This window comes from Arthrobacter sp. CAN_A2 (genome assembly GCF_015752045.1).
Classification (GTDB): Bacteria; Actinomycetota; Actinomycetes; order Actinomycetales; family Micrococcaceae; genus Arthrobacter_D.
On the sequence record NZ_JADOUS010000005.1, the window covers coordinates 284007 to 301540 of the forward strand.

A 17534-nucleotide genomic window follows, 5' to 3' on the forward strand; every position below is an offset into this window, starting at 1 on the left:
CCCGTGCCCGGTGCGAAGATGGGGTCCATGCGTCCTCCCTCCACCGCGTCCGGCACCCGATGAACAATCCGCGCGAGGTGTGGGCGTCCCCCGGGTGGCGGCAGCAGGCCGAGCAGTGGATCGACCTGGTGCTGGAATCGTTCGGGGTGGCCCGGACGGGTCCGACCGACCAGCCGCGCCTGCGCTTCTGGTCGACGCAGCTCACCGTCCCCACGGACCACGGCACGCTCTGGTTCAAGGAGAACAACCTGGGTCAGCTCGCCGAGGCCTCGATCCTGTCCCTGCTCGGCGAACTGGCGCCGGACCATGTCATGGCCCCGCTCGCGATCGAACCCTCCCGCGGGTGGATGCTGACTGCGGACCACGGCGCCACGCTCGACAGCCTCGGGTCCGACGACGCCGCGGCGTGGGTCCGCGTCACCACCGACTTCGCGGACCTGCAGCGGATCGCCGCCCCGCACGGCGAGCGGCTCTCGCAGGCCGGGCTCGTCACCATGAATCCCGAGGTGGCGGCGAACTTCGTCGAGAACCAGCTGCTCCTGCACACGGGGCTGCCGGACGGGCACCCGCTGTCCCTGTCCGCGGAGGAGGCCGACGACGTCGTGCGCCGTCTGCAGTCCGTCCACCATGCCGTCGACGCACTGCGGGCCGTCCCGGTGCCGCTGTCCCTCGACCACAACGACCTGCATGCGCGGAACTGCTTCCTGCCCGGCACGAACGCCGAGCCGCTGCGGTTCTTCGACTTCGCCGACGCGTACTGGGCGCATCCGTTCAGCGCCCTGCTCGTGCCCATCACGCAGATGCGGCAACAGTGGAACACGACGGCGGAGGATCCGCGGATCCGGTCCGTCGTCACGGCCTACCTCGAACGCTGGACGGACCATGCGCCGCTGCCGGAACTGCGGGCCGCCGTCGAGCCCGCCCTGACGCTGGCCGGCGTCCACCGGTACGGGTCGTGGCTGCGCCTGCTGGTCTACGCGGACGACGACTCGATGCGCGCGTACGCCCCCGCGGCGCTGCACTACCTGAAGACGCTGACGGACCCGGTCCTCACGGCGTAGCCCGCGCCTGCCCGCTCAGGGCGCCGGAGGCCCGTGCGGCCAGCTGTCCCGGTCACCCATACATTCTGCGAGGACGTCCGCGGCGTCGGACACGATCCCGTGGACGCCGAGATCCAGCAGCCGGTCCATCCCGGCCCGTTCGTTGACCGTCCACACGTGCACCTGCAGGCCCGCGTCCTCGCAGCGCCGGACGAACCCCCGCGTCACGACCCGCACCCCCCGGTACGTCTCGGGCACCTGCAGCGCGTGGACCCGGGCCGTCCGGGCGACCGGCCCCGCCAGCCCCAGCGGCGCGGCGATCTTCAGGAGGGCATTGACCGCCATCCCCGCGGACGACGCCGTCGGCCGGTCGAGCAGGCGCAGGACCGCCCGCCTCCGCCGGTCGGAGAAGGACGCGACGAGCACGCGGTCGTGGGCGGCGTGGCGGTTGACGAGGTCGGCGAAGGGGCGCACGCAGGCATCGCTCTTGACGTCGATGTTCAGGCGCAGCTCCGGCCAGCGCAGCAGGACGGCTTCGAGCGTCGGGATCCCACCGCGTCCGCCGACCGACAGCCCGCCCAGTTCCAGCGCGCTCCGCGCCGTGACCGGCCCGCGGCCCTCGGTGACGCGGTCGAGGTCCTCGTCGTGGAAGACCATGACGATGCCGTCGCTGGAGACCTGGACGTCGATCTCGAGATACCGGAAGCCGAGGGCCACGGCGCGTTCGAAGGCGGCCATGGTGTTCTCCCCGCCGTCGGGCGCGAAGCCGCGGTGGGACAGCGCGATCGGCTGCGGCCGGGGCGGCGTTCCGGCCGCGTTGTCGAGGTAGGGGTAGCGGCCAGTGTCAGGCCGTGCGGAGCGCCGCAAGCCGTTGCTCCAGGATCTGCGCCACGCCGTCCTCCTCGAAGGCGGGGGCCACGAGGTTCGCGGCGGCGAGCGCATCGGGGTGACCGGACGCCATCGCGTATCCGTGGCCCGCCCAGTCGAGCATCTGGACGTCGTTGGGCATGTCACCGAAGGCGACGACGTCGGCGGCGTCGATCCCGCGCGCCGCCGCGTACTGCGCGAGGGTGACGGACTTGTTGATCTCCGGCAGGGCCATCTCGAGGAGGGCCATCGTGGGCGCGGAGTGGGTCGTGGAGACGAGGTGCGCGACGGCGGGCCGGACCACGGCCAGGAAGTCGTCGGGCGAGACCTCCCTCTCCCGTGCCAGGAACTTGACGACGTCCTCGCCGGGCAGGGACTCCTCGAACGGCCTGGCGGTGAGGCCGCCGAGCAGTTCGACCGTGGACGCGTCGGCGAAACCCGACTCGAGCTTGAACCCGGACACGGTCTCGGCCGCGAAGGTGGCCGCCGGGAAGAGCGCGCGGATGATGTCGCGGGCGGCATAGATGTGCTCCGGCGCAAGCAGCTTCGCGTCGAGCACGCGCTCCGACTCGAGGTCGTACGTCAGGGCGCCGTTGGAGCAGATGACCGTGCCCGTGTGCCCGAGCTGGTCCCGGAGGGGCTGGAGCCAGCGCGGCGGACGGCCCGTGACGAAGACGACGTCCACCCCGGCCTCCGCGCAGGCCCGGAACGCACGGATGGTGCGTTCGCTCATCTTGCCGTCATGCCCGACGACGGTGCCGTCCATGTCGCTCGCCACGAGGCGCATCGTCCACTCCTTCAGGTCCAGGACCTCTACCCTACCGGCGGCGGGGCAGCGACCTGCGGGGGATTCGTCGGCCGGAACCCGTCGGCAGGGCCGCTACTGCTCGTACGTGCCGACCAGGCGGGCGCGGCCGAGCGTGTGCGAGAACAGGTTGAAGCCGAGGTAGGCGGGGCTGGCATCGGCGGGGATGCCCAGCGACTCGACGTCCACGGCGTGGACCACCACGTGGTAGTGGTGCGGCCCATGACCCTCGGGCGGCGCCGCACCCACGAAACCCGGGAAGCCGCCGTCGTTCCTCAGCTGCACCGCGCCCTCCGGCAGCAGGCCGGAGCCCTCCGTCCCCGCGCCTGCGGGCAGCCCCGTGGTCGTGACCGGGAGGTCCGCGACCGCCCAGTGCCAGAAGCCGCTCGCGGTCGGTGCGTCCGGGTCGTAGACGGTGACCGCGAAGCTGCGGGTGCCCTCGGGGAAGCCGCTCCAGGCGAGCTGCGGCGACTCGTCCTTGCCGCCCGCGCCCATCTTCCCGGACGCCTGCGCGGCGTCGAGGGGCGCCTGGTCGGTGACGGTCTCGCTGGTGAGTTCGAACTCGGACACCTGTGGCAGGTCTGCGTACGGATCGCGGGTCATCGTGTTCCTCTGGTCGTCGTCGGTCGGGGTCCTATGCGCTGTGCACCATCTCGTCCCGCGTGGGCGGATTCGCCCCCGGGCGGGACACCGTGATGGCCGCGGCGCGGGCCGCGTACTGCAGCATCCCCGTCAGCTGTCCGAGGGTGATTCGGCGCAGCTCGTCGCGATGATGGGCGCCGTCGAACCCCGAATCCACGAGGGAGCCCAGGAGGGCCGCCATGAACGAGTCCCCGGCGCCGACGGTGTCCACCACGGATGTGGGCGGCGCGGGGACGGACACCTCCCCGGCACGGCAGACACCCCACGGTCCCTTCGACCCGCGCGTCACGACGACGACGGCGGCACCGGCGTCCAGCCAGGCGCGCGCCGACTCCTCGGGCGTGCGGTCGGGGTAGAGCCACTCGAGGTCCTCGTCGGAGGCCTTGATGACGTCGGCGAGGGCCACGAACTTCTCGGCCTGCCCCCGGGCGAACACCGCGTCCCGGATGATCGTCGGCCGGCAGTTGGGATCGTAGGTGACCGTGACGAGCGGGTGGGCGCTCGTCACCAGGGCGAGGACGTCGTCGGCCCCGGGAGCGAGCATCGTCGCGATGGATCCGGTGTGCAGCAGGGTGGACCCGTCGAGGAGGGTGTCCGTCTGCCGGGCCAGCCCCGGGAGGTCCCAGACCAGCTGGAAGTCGTAGGACGCGCCGCCCGCGGGATCGAGGCGCGCGGTCGCGACGCTCGTGGGTGCCGTATCGGGCCGGACGGGGAACGGCACCGCGTTGTCACGGAGGTGCTGCTGGATCATCCGCCCGTAGTCGTCGTCGCCGTACCGGCCGACGAACTGGGCGGGATGGCCCAGGCGCGCGAGGCCCACGGCCACGTTCATGGGGCTGCCTCCCACGTGCGCGCGCATGGACGCGGTGTCGCTGACGACTTCGTCGATGAGGGTTTCCCCGATTACGGTGAGCACCCGTTCAACGTACCAGCCGCGGTCGCGGCGGGTCGGGGGCGTCCGGCGGTCGTCCTACCGGGCACGCCTGTGGATCAGCGACGGACGCGGCGGCATCGGCCTGCCCCGGAAGCGCCGCACGCTGTAGACGATCAGCGCGAGCGCGATGATCGACGAGAGGATCAGGCTGATGCCCGTGCCCGTGCCGCCGAAGAGCCACCACTTGTCCGCGAGGAACCACCAGGCGGGCGCGGTGGGCTCCATGATCCAGACCACGCCGACGGTCATGATCACGAACGAGCTCATGCAGCTCGCCGTGATCCGCGGAATCGTCTTGACCCCGAGCGCTGCGGCGTGGAATGCGTTCTCCTTGAGCGGCTTCAGGAAGCGTCGCGCCCAGTGGTAGTGCCGTGACAGGACGGCGAGGCCGGCGGCGAGCATGAGGAGCCCGGGGCCGGGCAGCACGAGGGCCGCGATCCCGAGCACCACGAGGGTCCACCCGATCACCTCGGCGCCGGTGCGGTGAACCCACGCCGGGATCCGCTCTTTCGCTGCCATGCTCACAGAATGCCACAGCCTGCTGGGCGCGCACGACGCCCCTGGACAGGAACACCAGGGGAACAAAAAGCGGAGTACATGTGTTTGCATGGACATACCGGCGCACGGGAGGCCGGTCCGAACCCAGGAGGACAGCGTGACCGCACGAACCGAAGGTCTCCACCATGTCACCGCGATCGCCGGTGACCCGCAGAAGAACATCGACTTCTACATCAAGGGGCTGGGGCTGCGCCTGGTCAAGAAGACGGTCAACTTCGACGACCCCGGGACGTACCACCTCTACTACGGCGACGAGGCCGGCCGCCCCGGCTCCCTCCTGACGTTCTTCCCCTGGCAGGGCATCCGCAGCGGACGCGTCGGCAGCGGGCAGTCGACCACCACCGCGTTCTCGGTGCCGCAGGGCACCCTCGGCTGGTGGCAGGAGCATTTCAAGGCGATCGGCGTCGAGTCGACCATCGCGCGCGCCTCCTCGGAGGAGGAGCGCCTGTCCCTCCGCGACCCGGACGGACTGCAGATCGACCTCGTGGCCTCCTCCGTCTCCGACCCCCGCGACCCGTGGGACTCCGCCTCCGTCCCGGCCGAGTACGCCGTGCGAGGCCAGCACTCCTCGGTCCTCACGGTCCAGGACCCCACGCGCACGCTCGAGACGTTCACGCGTGACCTCGGCATGACGGTCCTCGCCGAGAAGGACGGGCGCTACCGCCTCAGCACGCACGACGGCGAGCCCGGGACCGTCGTCGACATCGTCACCGACCCCCGCGGCGAGCGCGGCCTCGTGGCCGGCGGGACGGTGCACCACATCGCCTTCCGCGTCCCCGACCAGCAGACCCAGGAGGTGTGGCGCCAGGAGCTCGCGGAGCGCGGCTACGGGGTCACGGCCATCCTCGATCGCCAGTACTTCACCTCGATCTACTTCCGCGAGCCCGGTGGAACCCTGCTGGAGATCGCGACTGACACCCCGGGCTTCGACATCGACGAACCCCTGCTGGAACTCGGCCGCTCCCTCAAGCTGCCGCCGTGGCTCGAGCCGAACCGCGAGGCCATCTCCCACGCGGTCGCGAAGATCGACCTGCCAGGAGAGAACAACCCCGCTGTCCAGGCCTTCTTCAAGTAGGGACGATCATGACCGACACGCACACCTGGCCGCACCTGTTCGAGGCAGGGGCCGCCGGCACCCCGGTACTGCTGCTCCTGCACGGCACGGGCGGCACCGAGCACGACCTCCTGCCACTCGCCGCCCGCCTGGCGCCCGGGGCGGGCTACCTCGCGCCGCGGGGCCCGGTGCAGGAGCACGGCCTGAATCGCTGGTTCCGCCGGTTCGGCGAGGGCGTGTTCGACGTCGACGACGTCGTCCGGCGCGCGGGCGAGCTCGCCGCGTTCCTCGGCTGGGCACGGGATCACTACGGCATCGCCGACCGACCGCTCATCGCCGTCGGGTTCTCGAACGGCGCGAACATCGCCCTCGCCGCCGCTCTGCTCCACCCGGACGCCGTCTCCCACGTCGTCGCCTTCTCGGGGATGTACCCGCTCGAAGGGCGCACCCTCGACGTGGACCTGTCAGGGACGGCCGCGGCCCTGTTCAACGGGACGGCCGATGCCATGGCTCCGATCGACAGCGTGACCCGCCTCGGATCGATCCTCGAGAGCCGCGGCGCCGAAGTAGAACGGAACGTCCGCGAGGGCGGTCACGGAATCCACCCCTCAGAGGTCGACGGCGCCGCCGCCTGGATCACCTCCCATACCCAGAAGGTCAGCCATGACTGAAGCACCCACCACCGGCCGCACCGAGCTCGCCTCCCGGGCCGCCACCCTCTCCCGGCTCCACGCCGCCCCCGAGATCCTGCAGGTCGTGAACGTCTGGGACGTGATCAGCGCCAGGACCATCGCCGATGTCCCCGGCACCACCGCCCTCGCCACCGCGAGCCACTCGATCGCCGCGTCGCTCGGGTACGAGGACGGCGAGAACATCCCCCTGGAGGAGATGATCGCAGCGGTCGGGCGGATCGCAGCGGCCACCACGCTCCCCGTGTCCGCCGACCTCGAGTCCGGCTACGGGGATCCCGGGGACACCGTGCGCCGGGCGATCGGCGTCGGGATCGTCGGAGCGAACATCGAGGACCAGATGCGGCCACTGGCCGATGCCGTGGCGCAGATGGAGGCGGTCGTGAAGGCCGGCCAGGCCGAGGGCATCGACTTCGTGCTGAACGCCCGGACGGACGCCTTCGTGAAGGCCAGCGACCGCGATCCGGCGGATGTGCTGGCGGACGCCGTCGAGCGCGGCACGGCGTTCCTCGCCGTCGGCGCGACGAACGTGTTCGTCCCCGGACTGCTCGACGAGCACGCCGTGAGCACCCTCGTGGAAGCCTTCGGACCGCAGCGGCTCAGCGTGATCAACGTGCCCGGCAGCCTGGCACCGTCACGCCTGCAGGAGCTCGGCGTCGCCCGGATCTCCTACGGCCCGTGGACGCAGCGCGTCGCCCTGACGGCGCTGGCAGACTCCGCACGGGAGCTGCTCGCCGGCGGGGCGCTGCCCGAGGGGACGCTCCCGCTGAACTAGGGACCAGGCCCCGGTCAGCCCGCCGCGGGAGGGCCGGGGTCCGTCGCACGCTCGAGCAGGTCGAGGACGGCCTTCCACGCCTTCGACCCGGGCGTGATGACGGCGAAATGGTCGCCCGGGACGGTGACGAGTTCCGCCGTCGCACCCGCCGCCGTGGCCGCCGCCACGTACGCCTCCGACTGGCCGAGGGGCACCGTGGTGTCCTTGGTGCCGTGGATCGCGTAGACGGGGACGTCGAGGGGGATCGCGGTCATCGGGTCGGCGAGCGCATACCGGTCGGGATCCCCGGGATCGCCGAGCAGGTTCTCCACGGCGTCCTCGCTCAGGCCGAGCGCCCGGGCCTGCGCGAGGTCCAGCACCCCGGCCTGGCTGAGGACGGCGGCGAGCGGCACCACCGGCGTGCCGGCACCGGGTGCCCCCGGCGGCAGCGTCGACCGCCCCGCCGCCCACACGGCGAGGTGGCCGCCCGCGGAATGGCCGAGCGCCGTCGTCGGGCCCAGGTCCAGGCCGTGCTCCGCTGCGGCGACGGCCAGGTGGTCGATGCCCGCTGCGACGTCGTCGAAGGTGGCGGGCCAGCCCCCGCCGTTCCCCGCGCGCCGGTACTCCAGGTTCCAGCAGGCATAGCCGCGCGGCGCGAGGTCCTGCGCGAGGGGTTCGCCGAGCTCCGCACCGTAGGTGGACCGCCAGTAGCCGCCGTGGATGATCACGACGACACCGCGCACCGCGGTCCCCACGCCGGGAAGGTAGAGGTCCGCGAACTGGCTCGGGTCGTCGCCGTAGCGGTAGCGCTGCGGCGCCACGGCGGCGGTCCTGCTGTCCTGGCGGATCCCGCAGGCCGCGAGGACGGCGGCCCCGGCGGCAGCCAGCAGGGCCAGGACGGAGCGGCGACCCAGCGGACGCACGGTATTCTCGCGATGCACAGGGGAAGCGTAACGGTCAGCGGGGTTGGCTACGATGAAGACTCTCCTCTGAAAGGCTGGATGCATGGGTGCGTGGGACGATCTCGACGAACGGCTGCGCCCTGCCGTCGAGGCGCATACGCGGGAATTCGCACGGGTCCGGCCGGCCCTGGACCTCGTCACCGAGGCCATGCGGTCCAGCATCGCGGCGATCTTCGAGGGCTCGGACCTGAAACCCCTGTTCGTCACGGCGCGCACCAAGACGGTCGGGTCCTTCCGTGACAAGGCCTCCCGCACGCTGCCCGCCGTGGACCCCGCGGAGCCGCCGGTCCTCGTCTTCCCGGATCCGATGCGGAACCTCACGGACCTGGTGGGGGTCCGCATCATCACCACGCTGCCCCACGAGGTGGACCTCGCCGCGAACCTCCTCAAGCGGCAGCGCCAGGAGTTCGACTGCCGGGGCGACCGGGAGAAGGACATCGGGTCCATCGAGTCCGGGACGTACGGCTATTCGAGCCGCCACCTCATCATGCGCACCATCCACAACGACGTGGTGCGGAGCTTCCAGCAGGCCGTGGACCCGGAGACGAAGGCTGCGGGGAGCTATCTCTTCGAGGTGCAGGTGCGCACCGTGCTGGCGCACGCGTGGTCGGAGATCGAGCACGACATCCGCTTCAAGGCATCCAACCCGAAGGCGTGGAGCCCCTACTTCGACCGCCAGTTCACGGGGACCGCGGCCATGCTCGAGACCGTGGAATCGGCCTTCGCCGAACTGCACGAGCGGTATGAGACCGTCACGGGGTTCTGGGACGAGGACGGCGAGGGCAGCGCCCCGCTGACCCCCAACCGCATCCGCGACGTCTGGCAGACGCTCCTGCCCCACGTGGACCGGAAGTCGGACGACAACTGGGGGTGGGCCGCCGAACTGCTCGCGGCGCACGGGCGGAAGACCACCCTGGAACTCGTGGACCTGCTGCAGGCGGACACCATCACCACGGTCCGCAAGGCACTCGACCACCGGTACTCCCCCGGCCCGGACCGGCTCCTCGACGACATGCTGCTGTGGCACTACGGCGAGCGCCACATCGACCTGACGGCCGAGGCGGCGGACGCCGACAGCACGCCCCGCCGGGACAGCCTGCAGCGCCGGCATCGCCAGATGGAGATCTACCGGGCGCAGCACCCCGCCTGATCGGTCGGGGTGCTGCGCGCCGCCCCGGTCGGACGCACTTGGGTCCGGACGCGCCCCCGGACGCGTGCCCCGGTGTGGAGCATGCCCCGGTCGGCCTTCCTCAGAGGGTGCCGGCCCTGTACTTCCCGGCCCGGCGCTCCAGCCGGTCATCGGCCGGCAGGCCCTTCACGCGTGCCAACTCGTACTCGATGGCCGAGGCCATCCGTTCGCAGAAGGCACGGCCCTCCTCGGCGGCGTCGGGCCGCTCGTCGACTACGTGGTCCACGACGCCGCGGTCCACGAGCGCGGCGACCTTCACACCCTGGGCCTCCGCCATCTCGGGCGCCCTGTCCACCGTGCGGTGCACGATCGCGCTGGCACCCTCGGGCGGGAGGGGCGAGAGCCAGGCGTGCTCGGCGGCGATGGTGCTGTCCGCGGGCAGCAGGGCGAGCGCGCCGCCTCCCGCCCCCTGGCCCAGCAGCACGGAGACCGACGGCGATGCGAGCCCGATGAGGTCGTGCAGGGATCGGGCGATCTCCCCGGCGAGCCCGCCCTCCTCGGCCTCCCTGGACAGGTCCGCGCCGGCGGTGTCGATGACGGTCAGCAGCGGGAGCCCCAGTTCCTCGGCGAGCTTCATGCCGCGCCGCGCCTCCCGCAGCGACGCCGGTCCCATCACCGCGTCCTCGGGGCGCCGCGGCCGCTGGTGGCCGAGCACCACGCACGGTTGCTCCCCGAACCGGGCCAGGGCGAGCAGCAGCCCGGGATCCTTCTCGCCCTGCCCGGTGCCGTTGAGCGGCAGGACGTCGCGGGCTCCGGCGGCGAGCAGGCGCCGGAGGTCGGGGCGCCGCCGGTTGCGCGAGATGAGGATGGAAGCCCATGCGTCGCCGTCGCCCGGGGTGACGGCGACGGTCGGGGGCGGCGGGGGCAGGCGGGCCGGTTCCGCGAGCAGCACGGAGAGTGCCGTGTCGACGATCGCGGCCAGCTGCCCGGGCGGGACGACGGCGTCGATGAGTCCCTTGTCGAACAGGTTCTCGGCCGTCTGGACACCGGACGGGAAGGCTTCCCCGTAGAGCGCCTCGTAGACGCGCGGGCCCAGGAAGCCGAGCAGCGCGCCGGGTTCGGCGACGGTGACGTGGCCGAGGGACCCCCAGGAAGCCATGACGCCACCGGTGGTGGGGTGCCGGAGGTAGACGAGGTAGGGCAGGCCCGCCTGCCGGTGGGCCCGCACCGCACCGGTGATGTCGACCATGGAGAGGAACGCGGGCGTGCCCTCCTGCATGCGGGTGCCCCCGGAGGCGGGGCCGGCCAGCAGGGGCAGCCCCTCCGCCGTCGCCCGGCGGACCGCGGCGGTGATCCGGTGCGCGGCGGCGCTGCCGATCGAGCCCGCGAGGAAGGTGAATTCCGAGACGATGACGGCCACCCGGCGGCCGTGGATGAGGCCCTCGCCGGTCAGCACCGACTCGTCCGCCCCGCTCTTCTCCCGTGCGCGCCGCAGTTCGTCCTCGTACGCGGCACCCGCATCGGGGTAGGGCGAGGGGACGGGGCTGTCCCACGACGCGAAGGACCCGGCGTCGAGGACGGCGTCGATGAGTTCGCGTGCGGTCAGGTGCCGGGTGCGGGCCTCAGCGCTCACGCGCGGTCACTGTCCGACGCCGTGAGCCACGCGCGGATCGCCGCGCCGTCGCCGTCGAGCAGGGGCGGCGCGCTGTGGCTGCGGGTCGTGGTCTCGGACGCCCCGTCGAAGAAGCGCAGGGGCGGGCCGGGCAGCGCGATGGTGCCGAGCAGGGGGTGCTCGACGTCCACCAGCAGGCCCTGGGAGTGGACCTGGTCCCAGGCATACACCTCGTCGAGCGTGCGCACCTTCCCGGCGGGGATCCCGGCCTCGTTGAGCTTCGCGAGGAGGGGCTCGGACTCGTAGGCGGAGAACGCGTCCTCGATGACCTCGATCAGCAGGTCCCGGTTCCGCACCCGGTCCGCGTTCGAGGCGAACTCGGGCAGGCCCGCGTCGAGCCCGAACGCCGCGGTGAAGGCGGCCCACAGCTTCTCGCTGCCCACGCTGATCTGCACCTTGCCTCCCCGGCAGCTGAACAGTCCGTAGGGCGCGATCGAGGGATGGTGGTTCCCCTGCGCCTGCGGCACCTCGCCCGCCACGGTGGTCCGGGTGCCCTGGAAGGCGTGGACGCCGATGATCGCGGCGAGCAGCGACGTGCGCACCACCTGGCCCCGGCCCGTCCGCTCGCGCTCCAGCAGCGCGGCGACCGCCCCGTACGCGCCGTACATCCCGGACAGGAGATCGGCGATGGGGACGCCGACGCGCTGCGGGTTGTCGGGGTCCGGCCCGGTGACGGACATCAGGCCGGCCTCGCCCTGCACGATCTGGTCGTAGCCGCTGCGCTTCGCCTCGGGCCCGTCATGACCGAACCCGGTGATGGAGAGGATGACCAGCCCGGGGTTCAGTTCGAGCATCGCGTCCGTGGAGAAACCGAGCCGGTCCAGGACTCCCGGCCGGAAGTTCTCGACGACGACGTCCGCGCGGCGCAGCAGGTCGGTGAGGACCGCCCGCCCGTCGTCGCTCTTGAGGTCGAGGGCGATCGACTCCTTGTTCCTGTTGCAGGACAGGAAGTAGGTGGACTGGCGGTCCTCGTCCGGTCCCACGAAGGGCGGCCCCCACCCGCGGGTGTCGTCCCCGGTTCCCGGGGTCTCCACCTTGATGACGCGCGCCCCGAGGTCGCCCAGCATCATCCCGGCGTGCGGTCCGGCGAGGGCCCTGCTGAGGTCGACGACGAGGCGCCCGGCGAGGGGTCCCCCGCGCTCCCCGCCGACGGTCGGTTGCGGTGCGGTGGTCTCGGCGGTCATGGTTCCTCCGGGGTCGGTGCGATGGGTCGTGCGGTGGCGGTGCGTCCGCCGTGGACCGGCAGGCTCAGAGCCAGCCGGGGACCACGAGGACGAGCCAGGCGATCATCGGGCCGGCGACGACGACGATCGCCCCGTAGCCGAGGATCTGCTTGTAGAAGCGCTCCTTGTCCGTACCCTCGGGTGCGTTCGCCAGGACGAGGGCACCGTTGGTGGAGAAGGGCGAGACGTCCACGATCGTGGAGGACACGGCGAGCGCGCAGACCACGCCGACGGCGCCGACGGCCCCGGTCTCCAGGAACGGGATGGCCAGGGGGATCAGCGCGGCGAGGATGGCCGTCGAGGAGGCGAACGCGGAGACCACGGCGCCGATGTAGCAGATCAGCAGCGCCGCGAGGAGCGGCATGCCGAGGCTGGCGACGCCGTTGGAGACGTAGTCGATGGTGCCGGCGGCCTGGAGGACACCCACGAAGGTGAGCATGCCGCAGATGAGCAGCACGGTGGACCAGGCGATCTTGTTGACGGCCCCGCTCTGCGCCTTCGGGGAGATCAGGGCGAGGATGACGGCGACCGTGATGGCGACGAAGCCGACGTCGACGCTGAATCCGAGGGCGATGACCGCGAGGGCGATCAGGCCGAGGATGGTGGCACCCTGGGAGACGCGGTCCTCGCGGGTCCTGGTGGCGACGACGCCGTCGCCGGCAGGATCGCGCGGGCCGTAGGTGCCGCTGCCGGTCCCCTTGTAGGCGACGTCGGCCCGGCGGGTTCCGGGGCTCACGCTCAGGCGGGCCTCGGAGGCCTCCTCCACGAACTGGGTGACGCGCTCGGACATGAGGGTGCGGCCGCCGAGGACGACGAACAGCGCGACGGCGATGAGCAGGTTGAAGATGAAACTCGCGAGGAAGACGGCCAGCGGGCTCGACTCGAACCCGGACTGTCCCACGATGTCGTTGACGATCACGCCGTAGACGGCGATGGGCGAGAAGCCGCCCGCCTGCGCGCCGTGGACCACCATCATGCCCATGAGCAGCGGCGAGATCTTGTGGCGGGCCGCGAAGCCGAGCGCCACGGGAGCCATGATGGCGACGGCGGCGGGGCCGAGGGCCCCGACCGCGGTGATGACGGCGGTGATCAGGAACATCACCCAGGGGATGAGTGCCACCCGGTTGCGCACGAGCTTCACGGCACCCTGCACCAGGAGGTCGATCGTCCCGTTGTTCTGGGCGATGGCGAAGAGATAGGTCACCCCGACCAGGGTGAGGAACAGGCCGCCGGGGAATTCGGCGATGATGTCGTCGGTCTCCATGCCGAGGACGACCGCCCCGAGCAGGAAGGCGCCGACGAAGGCGAGCGCCCCCATGTTGATGGGCAGCAGGGTGGCTATCAGGAACATCGCCGCCAGGATGATGATCGATAGGAGTGGAGCGGACATCGTTATCCTCCGTGGGCAATGAACAGGTGGCTTAGGTGTGACCCGTGTTACAGGTGCACTGGCCTAGCCTGTAGGAGAGTGGGTGTCCCTGTCAATCAGCGAGGGATAGCATTACCTCACCACGACACGGGGGAGTACCAGGATGACCGACGACGCCAGCCCACCACCGCTGGGCCGCCTCGCGCGCCCGCGGCTCTACGAACAGCTCGTCGAGCAACTCCTCGGCTACATCGAATCGGCGAAGCTGCGACCCGGCGACCTGCTGCCCGCCGAGCGTGATCTCGCCGAACGGCTCGGTGTCTCGCGGGCGACGCTCGCCCAGGCGCTCGTGGCGCTCGAGGTCCTCGGCGTCATCGACGTGCACCACGGCACCGGAGCGGTGCTGCGTCACCGTGCGAGCGTGGCCAGTGTCATCAAGGGACTGCGCGAGCATCGGAACCGCCTCCCCGACATCGTCGAGGCCCGCAGCACGCTCGAGGTCAGGCTCGCCGCCCTCGCGGCGGAGCGCCGGACGGACGAGGACCTCGCTGCGATCGATCACGCACTCGACGAGATGCGGGCGGAGATCGACGACGGCGGCCGCGGCGCCCACGGCGACGAGCTCTTCCACCAGGCCGTCACGGCCGCCGCGCACTCTCCGGTGCTGGCGCAGCTCATGGCCTTCATCGGGGAGATGGTGCTCGAGACCCGTATCGAGTCCCTGGCCCAGCCCGGCCGGCCGGAGAAGTCCCTCGAGTCGCATCGGAGCATCACCGAGGCCGTCCGCGCGCAGGACCCCCCCGCGGCGGCGGCCGCCATGCAGCGCCACATCGAGCTCGTCTCGGATGTGGCCCTGCTGGAATAGCGCCGGACACCAGCGGCGGCCGGCCCCTCGGGGACCGGCCGCCGCCGCGCGTGACGCTATGTGGTCCGGAGGATCAGTCCTCGGAGACCTGCGCCGCCAGGTTCGCCAGCGTCGAGGACAGGGCGTCCTGCGAGACCTCGGGGAAGCTCAGCTGCTTGAGGATCGCCTTGTCCGTCACGGCGGACCAGTCGTAGGTCACGGTGACCTCGGTGGCGTCCGGGCCTGCGGGCTGCAGCTCCCACACCCACTCCCAGCCCGGAGGCACGTCCCCTGCGGGAGCCGTCTTCCAGGCGAGCAGCTTGTTCGGGTCGTAGCCCACCACGTGGTTGTCCGTCTGGTAGTCGCCACCCATCTTGTCCCAGTTCTGGTTCATGGTGAACATCTGGCCGACGGCGGTGATGCGGTCCGACTTGCTGTCCGACTGGACCATGCCCGAGCCGTCGAGGGCGGCGTGGTGGGCGGGGTTGGACAGGAGGTCGAAGATCGCACCGGCGGGTGCGTCGATGGTGCGGGTCGCGGAAATGCGGGACTCTGTCATGCGGCGTTCTCCTTCTGGTCGTGGACGACGGGTTTTACTTCGCGTCGTCCGGCGAAGATTCGTCGAGCGTCCAGCCGGTGATGGTCTCGAGGTCCTTCCCGGCGTCGCGCGTGTACTGCCATGCACGCTGCCGCTGGTCCTGGAGGTCCTGGCGGAAGCGCGCCTGGGTGGCACCGAGGGCGGGTACGCGATCGATCACGTCCATCGCCAGCTGGAACCGGTCGATCTGGTTGAGCATCGCCATGTCGAACGGCGTCGTCGTGGTGCCTTCCTCTTTATACCCGCGTACGTGCAGGTTCGCGTGGTTGGTCCGCCGGTAGGTCAACCGGTGGATGAGCCACGGGTAGCCGTGATACGCGAAGACCACGGGCTTCGTGGTCGTGAACAGCGTGTCGAAGTCCCGTGCCGACAATCCATGGGGGTGCTCCGAGCTGTCCTGCAGGCGCATGAGGTCCACCACGTTGACCACGCGGATCCTGAGCCCCGGGATGGCCGCCTTGAGCAGTCCCGCCGCAGCCACGGCCTCGAGCGTCGGCACGTCGCCGGCGCAGCCGAGGATCACGTCGGGCTCCACGCCCGGCTCCTCGGATCCCGCGAAATCGAGGATGCCGATGCCCCGCTTCACGTGCAGGTGCGCCTCCTCGGGTCCGAGCCACGTCGGCGCGGGCTGCTTGCCGGTGACGATCACATTGACCGTGTCGCGCGTCTGCAGGCAGTGCTCGGTCACCGCCAGCATCGTGTTGGCGTCCGGCGGCAGGTAGACCCGGATGATGTCCGCCGTCTTGTTCACCACGTGGTCGATGAAGCCCGGATCCTGGTGGGAGAACCCGTTGTGGTCCTGCTGCCAGACGTGGCTGGAGAGCATGTAGTTGAAGGACGCGATGGGCTGGCGCCAGGACAGTGCGCGGTGCACCTTGAGCCACTTCGCGAACTGGTTGAACATCGAGTCCACGATGTGCACGAACGCCTCGTAGCAGTTGAACACGCCGTGCCGGCCGGTGAGGAGGTAGCCCTCGAGCCAGCCCTGGCACAGGTGCTCGCTGAGGACCTCCATCACACGGCCCGAGCGGGCGAGGTGCTCGTCGATGTCCTCGATGCGCGGCTGCCAGACCTTGTCCGTGACCTCGTAGACGGCCGACAGCCGGTTCGACGCCGTCTCGTCCGGCCCGAACAGGCGGAAGTTGTGCGGGTTCTGCTCGATGACGTCCCGGAGGTAGCCGCCGACCGTCATCATGGGGCTCGCCTTCCCGACGCCCGGCCGCGTGACCTCGACGGCGTGGTCGGCATAGGAGGGCAGCACGAGGTCGTGGAGGAGCCAGCCGCCGTTGGCGTAGGGCGTCGCACTCATGCGGAGGGGGCCCTCCGGGGCGAGCGCGGCGATCGCCGGCCGCAGTTCCCCGGTGTCCGTGAAGAGCGACGCCGGGTCGTAGGACCGCATCCACTCCTCGAGCTGGTGGAGGTGCTCCTCGTTCTCGTGGATCCCGGACAGCGGCACCTGGTGCGCGCGCCACGTCCCCTCCGAGGGCAGGCCGTCGACCACCGCCGGCCCGGTCCAGCCCTTCGGCGAGCGCAGCACGATCATGGGCCACCGGGGTGCGGCGGCGTCCGGTGCGGCCGGTTCGGTGTGCGCCGCCTCCTGGATGGCGTGGATGTCGTCGATGCAGGCGTCGAGGACGGCGGCGAAGTCCCGGTGGGCCTCCTCCGTGGCGGACGGGTCGGACACCGTGACGAAGTGCGGGTCGTACCCGTAGCCGTACATCAGCTGCCGCAGCTGCTCCTCGGGCATGCGGGACAGCACGGTGGGATTGGCGATCTTGTAGCCGTTGAGGTGCAGGATCGGCAGCACGGCGCCGTCCACCGCGGGGTCCACGAAGCTGGTCGAATGCCAGCTCGTGGCCAGTGGTCCGGTCTCTGCCTCGCCGTCACCCACCACCGTGGCGGCGATGAGGTCGGGGTTGTCGAACACGGCGCCGTAGGCGTGGGCGAGCGCGTAGCCGAGCTCCCCACCCTCGTGGATGGATCCCGGGGTCTCCGGCGCGGCATGGGACGGGATGCCGCCGGGGTAGCTGAACTGCTTGAACAGGGCGTTGAGCCCCGCGCCGTCCCTGCCGATGCTGCTGTACACCTCGGAGTACGTCCCCTCGAGCCAGGCGTTGGCCACGTTCGCCGGCCCGCCGTGGCCGGGACCGGTGACGAAGAGCATCTCCTGTCGCCGCTCCGAGATCACGCGGTTCAGGTGCGTGTAGACGAAGTTGAGCCCGGGCGTGGTGCCCCAGTGCCCGAGCAGCCGCGCCTTCACGTCCTCCCCGACGAGCGGGCGGGTCAGCAGGGCGTTGTCCCGCAGGTAGATCTGGCCCACCGAGATGTAGTTGGCGGCCCGCCACCAGGCGTCCAGCCCCGGGATATCGAGAGTGCTCATATCTGCCTCCTTGG

17 protein-coding genes are annotated in these 17534 nt (G+C 71.2%); 6 read left to right on the plus strand and 11 right to left on the minus strand.

Annotation, left to right across the window (positions count from 1 at the left end):
• Positions 1-59: 59 nt before the first annotated feature.
• A complete protein-coding gene (locus IWX63_RS08735; protein WP_199277756.1) occupies positions 60-1061 on the plus strand; it encodes a hypothetical protein in 1002 nt (333 codons plus the stop codon).
• Between the two features lie 15 nt (positions 1062-1076).
• Here IWX63_RS08735 and IWX63_RS08740 read toward each other — a convergent pair whose 3' ends face one another.
• The 5 genes from IWX63_RS08740 to IWX63_RS08760 form a co-directional block, all read right to left on the minus strand.
• Positions 1077-1907, minus strand: a complete 831-nt coding sequence (locus IWX63_RS08740; protein ID WP_334685745.1) for a glycerophosphodiester phosphodiesterase family protein — start codon at positions 1905-1907, stop codon at positions 1077-1079.
• The gene (locus IWX63_RS08745; protein ID WP_199277758.1) at positions 1885-2694 is read right to left on the minus strand and encodes an HAD family hydrolase; all 810 of its coding nucleotides are present in this window, start codon (positions 2692-2694) and stop codon (positions 1885-1887) included. The genes IWX63_RS08740 and IWX63_RS08745 overlap by 23 nt, the downstream gene beginning before the upstream one ends.
• 93 nt (positions 2695-2787) lie before the next feature.
• A complete protein-coding gene (locus tag IWX63_RS08750) occupies positions 2788-3315 on the minus strand; it encodes a YbhB/YbcL family Raf kinase inhibitor-like protein (protein ID WP_199277759.1) in 528 nt (175 codons plus the stop codon).
• Positions 3316-3346: 31 nt separating this feature from the next.
• Positions 3347-4270, minus strand: coding sequence for a carbohydrate kinase family protein (locus IWX63_RS08755; protein ID WP_199277760.1), 924 nt, complete (start codon positions 4268-4270; stop codon positions 3347-3349).
• A gap of 54 nt (positions 4271-4324) precedes the next feature.
• Positions 4325-4807: a PGPGW domain-containing protein gene (locus IWX63_RS08760; protein WP_199277761.1), complete on the minus strand. Its 483-nt coding sequence runs from the start codon at positions 4805-4807 to the stop codon at positions 4325-4327.
• Between the two features lie 136 nt (positions 4808-4943).
• On the opposite strand from IWX63_RS08760, the gene IWX63_RS08765 reads away from it, so the two are divergent.
• Genes IWX63_RS08765 through IWX63_RS08775 form a run of 3 tightly spaced genes read left to right on the plus strand, consistent with a single transcriptional unit; the run spans position 4944 to position 7364 of the window.
• Positions 4944-5921: a ring-cleaving dioxygenase gene (locus tag IWX63_RS08765; RefSeq protein WP_199277762.1), complete on the plus strand. Its 978-nt coding sequence runs from the start codon at positions 4944-4946 to the stop codon at positions 5919-5921.
• A gap of 8 nt (positions 5922-5929) precedes the next feature.
• Complete coding sequence (locus IWX63_RS08770) at positions 5930-6571, plus strand: alpha/beta hydrolase (RefSeq protein ID WP_199277763.1); 642 nt, start codon at positions 5930-5932, stop codon at positions 6569-6571.
• A complete protein-coding gene (locus tag IWX63_RS08775; protein WP_199277764.1) occupies positions 6564-7364 on the plus strand; it encodes an isocitrate lyase/PEP mutase family protein in 801 nt (266 codons plus the stop codon). The genes IWX63_RS08770 and IWX63_RS08775 overlap by 8 nt, the downstream gene beginning before the upstream one ends.
• Positions 7365-7378: 14 nt before the next feature.
• On the opposite strand, the gene IWX63_RS08780 is transcribed toward IWX63_RS08775, so the two are convergent.
• On the minus strand, positions 7379-8191 hold the full coding sequence (locus IWX63_RS08780) for an alpha/beta fold hydrolase (RefSeq protein WP_442859117.1): 813 nt from the start codon (positions 8189-8191) through the stop codon (positions 7379-7381).
• A gap of 157 nt (positions 8192-8348) precedes the next feature.
• On the opposite strand from IWX63_RS08780, the gene IWX63_RS08785 reads away from it, so the two are divergent.
• Entirely contained in the window at positions 8349-9455 is a 1107-nt protein-coding gene (locus IWX63_RS08785; protein ID WP_199277766.1) for a GTP pyrophosphokinase, read from the plus strand.
• A gap of 100 nt (positions 9456-9555) precedes the next feature.
• On the opposite strand, the gene IWX63_RS08790 is transcribed toward IWX63_RS08785, so the two are convergent.
• The 3 genes from IWX63_RS08790 to IWX63_RS08800 all read right to left on the minus strand — a co-directional run bounded on the left by IWX63_RS08790 (position 9556) and on the right by IWX63_RS08800 (position 13719).
• The gene (locus IWX63_RS08790; protein WP_199277767.1) at positions 9556-11067 is read right to left on the minus strand and encodes a carboxyl transferase domain-containing protein; all 1512 of its coding nucleotides are present in this window, start codon (positions 11065-11067) and stop codon (positions 9556-9558) included.
• Positions 11064-12290, minus strand: coding sequence for a CaiB/BaiF CoA transferase family protein (locus tag IWX63_RS08795; protein ID WP_199277768.1), 1227 nt, complete (start codon positions 12288-12290; stop codon positions 11064-11066). The genes IWX63_RS08790 and IWX63_RS08795 overlap by 4 nt, the downstream gene beginning before the upstream one ends.
• A gap of 64 nt (positions 12291-12354) precedes the next feature.
• Complete coding sequence (locus tag IWX63_RS08800) at positions 12355-13719, minus strand: SLC13 family permease (RefSeq protein WP_199277769.1); 1365 nt, start codon at positions 13717-13719, stop codon at positions 12355-12357.
• 142 nt (positions 13720-13861) lie between these two features.
• On the opposite strand from IWX63_RS08800, the gene IWX63_RS08805 reads away from it, so the two are divergent.
• Positions 13862-14563, plus strand: coding sequence for a FadR/GntR family transcriptional regulator (locus IWX63_RS08805; protein WP_199277770.1), 702 nt, complete (start codon positions 13862-13864; stop codon positions 14561-14563).
• A 73-nt stretch (positions 14564-14636) separates the two neighbouring features.
• Here the strand turns inward: IWX63_RS08805 and IWX63_RS08810 are convergent, their stop codons facing one another.
• Both IWX63_RS08810 and IWX63_RS08815 read right to left on the minus strand, forming a co-directional pair.
• Entirely contained in the window at positions 14637-15101 is a 465-nt protein-coding gene (locus IWX63_RS08810; protein WP_199277771.1) for an SRPBCC family protein, read from the minus strand.
• A 34-nt stretch (positions 15102-15135) separates the two neighbouring features.
• Positions 15136-17520, minus strand: a complete 2385-nt coding sequence (locus IWX63_RS08815) for a phosphoketolase family protein (RefSeq protein WP_199277772.1) — start codon at positions 17518-17520, stop codon at positions 15136-15138.
• Positions 17521-17534 lie beyond the last annotated feature (14 nt).

What these genes read in the sequence shown, in the direction of transcription:
- IWX63_RS08735 (WP_199277756.1), top strand. Translation starts at nt 60, where the DNA reads ATGAACAATCCGCGCGAGGTGTGGGCGTCCCCCGGGTGGCGGCAGCAG.
- IWX63_RS08745 (WP_199277758.1), bottom strand. Translation starts at nt 2,694, where the DNA reads ATGCGCCTCGTGGCGAGCGACATGGACGGCACCGTCGTCGGGCATGAC.
- IWX63_RS08750 (WP_199277759.1), bottom strand. Translation starts at nt 3,315, where the DNA reads ATGACCCGCGATCCGTACGCAGACCTGCCACAGGTGTCCGAGTTCGAA.
- IWX63_RS08760 (WP_199277761.1), bottom strand. Translation starts at nt 4,807, where the DNA reads ATGGCAGCGAAAGAGCGGATCCCGGCGTGGGTTCACCGCACCGGCGCC.
- IWX63_RS08770 (WP_199277763.1), top strand. Translation starts at nt 5,930, where the DNA reads ATGACCGACACGCACACCTGGCCGCACCTGTTCGAGGCAGGGGCCGCC.
- IWX63_RS08775 (WP_199277764.1), top strand. Translation starts at nt 6,564, where the DNA reads ATGACTGAAGCACCCACCACCGGCCGCACCGAGCTCGCCTCCCGGGCC.
- IWX63_RS08785 (WP_199277766.1), top strand. Translation starts at nt 8,349, where the DNA reads ATGGGTGCGTGGGACGATCTCGACGAACGGCTGCGCCCTGCCGTCGAG.
- IWX63_RS08795 (WP_199277768.1), bottom strand. Translation starts at nt 12,290, where the DNA reads ATGACCGCCGAGACCACCGCACCGCAACCGACCGTCGGCGGGGAGCGC.
- IWX63_RS08800 (WP_199277769.1), bottom strand. Translation starts at nt 13,719, where the DNA reads ATGTCCGCTCCACTCCTATCGATCATCATCCTGGCGGCGATGTTCCTG.
- IWX63_RS08805 (WP_199277770.1), top strand. Translation starts at nt 13,862, where the DNA reads ATGACCGACGACGCCAGCCCACCACCGCTGGGCCGCCTCGCGCGCCCG.
- IWX63_RS08810 (WP_199277771.1), bottom strand. Translation starts at nt 15,101, where the DNA reads ATGACAGAGTCCCGCATTTCCGCGACCCGCACCATCGACGCACCCGCC.
- IWX63_RS08815 (WP_199277772.1), bottom strand. Translation starts at nt 17,520, where the DNA reads ATGAGCACTCTCGATATCCCGGGGCTGGACGCCTGGTGGCGGGCCGCC.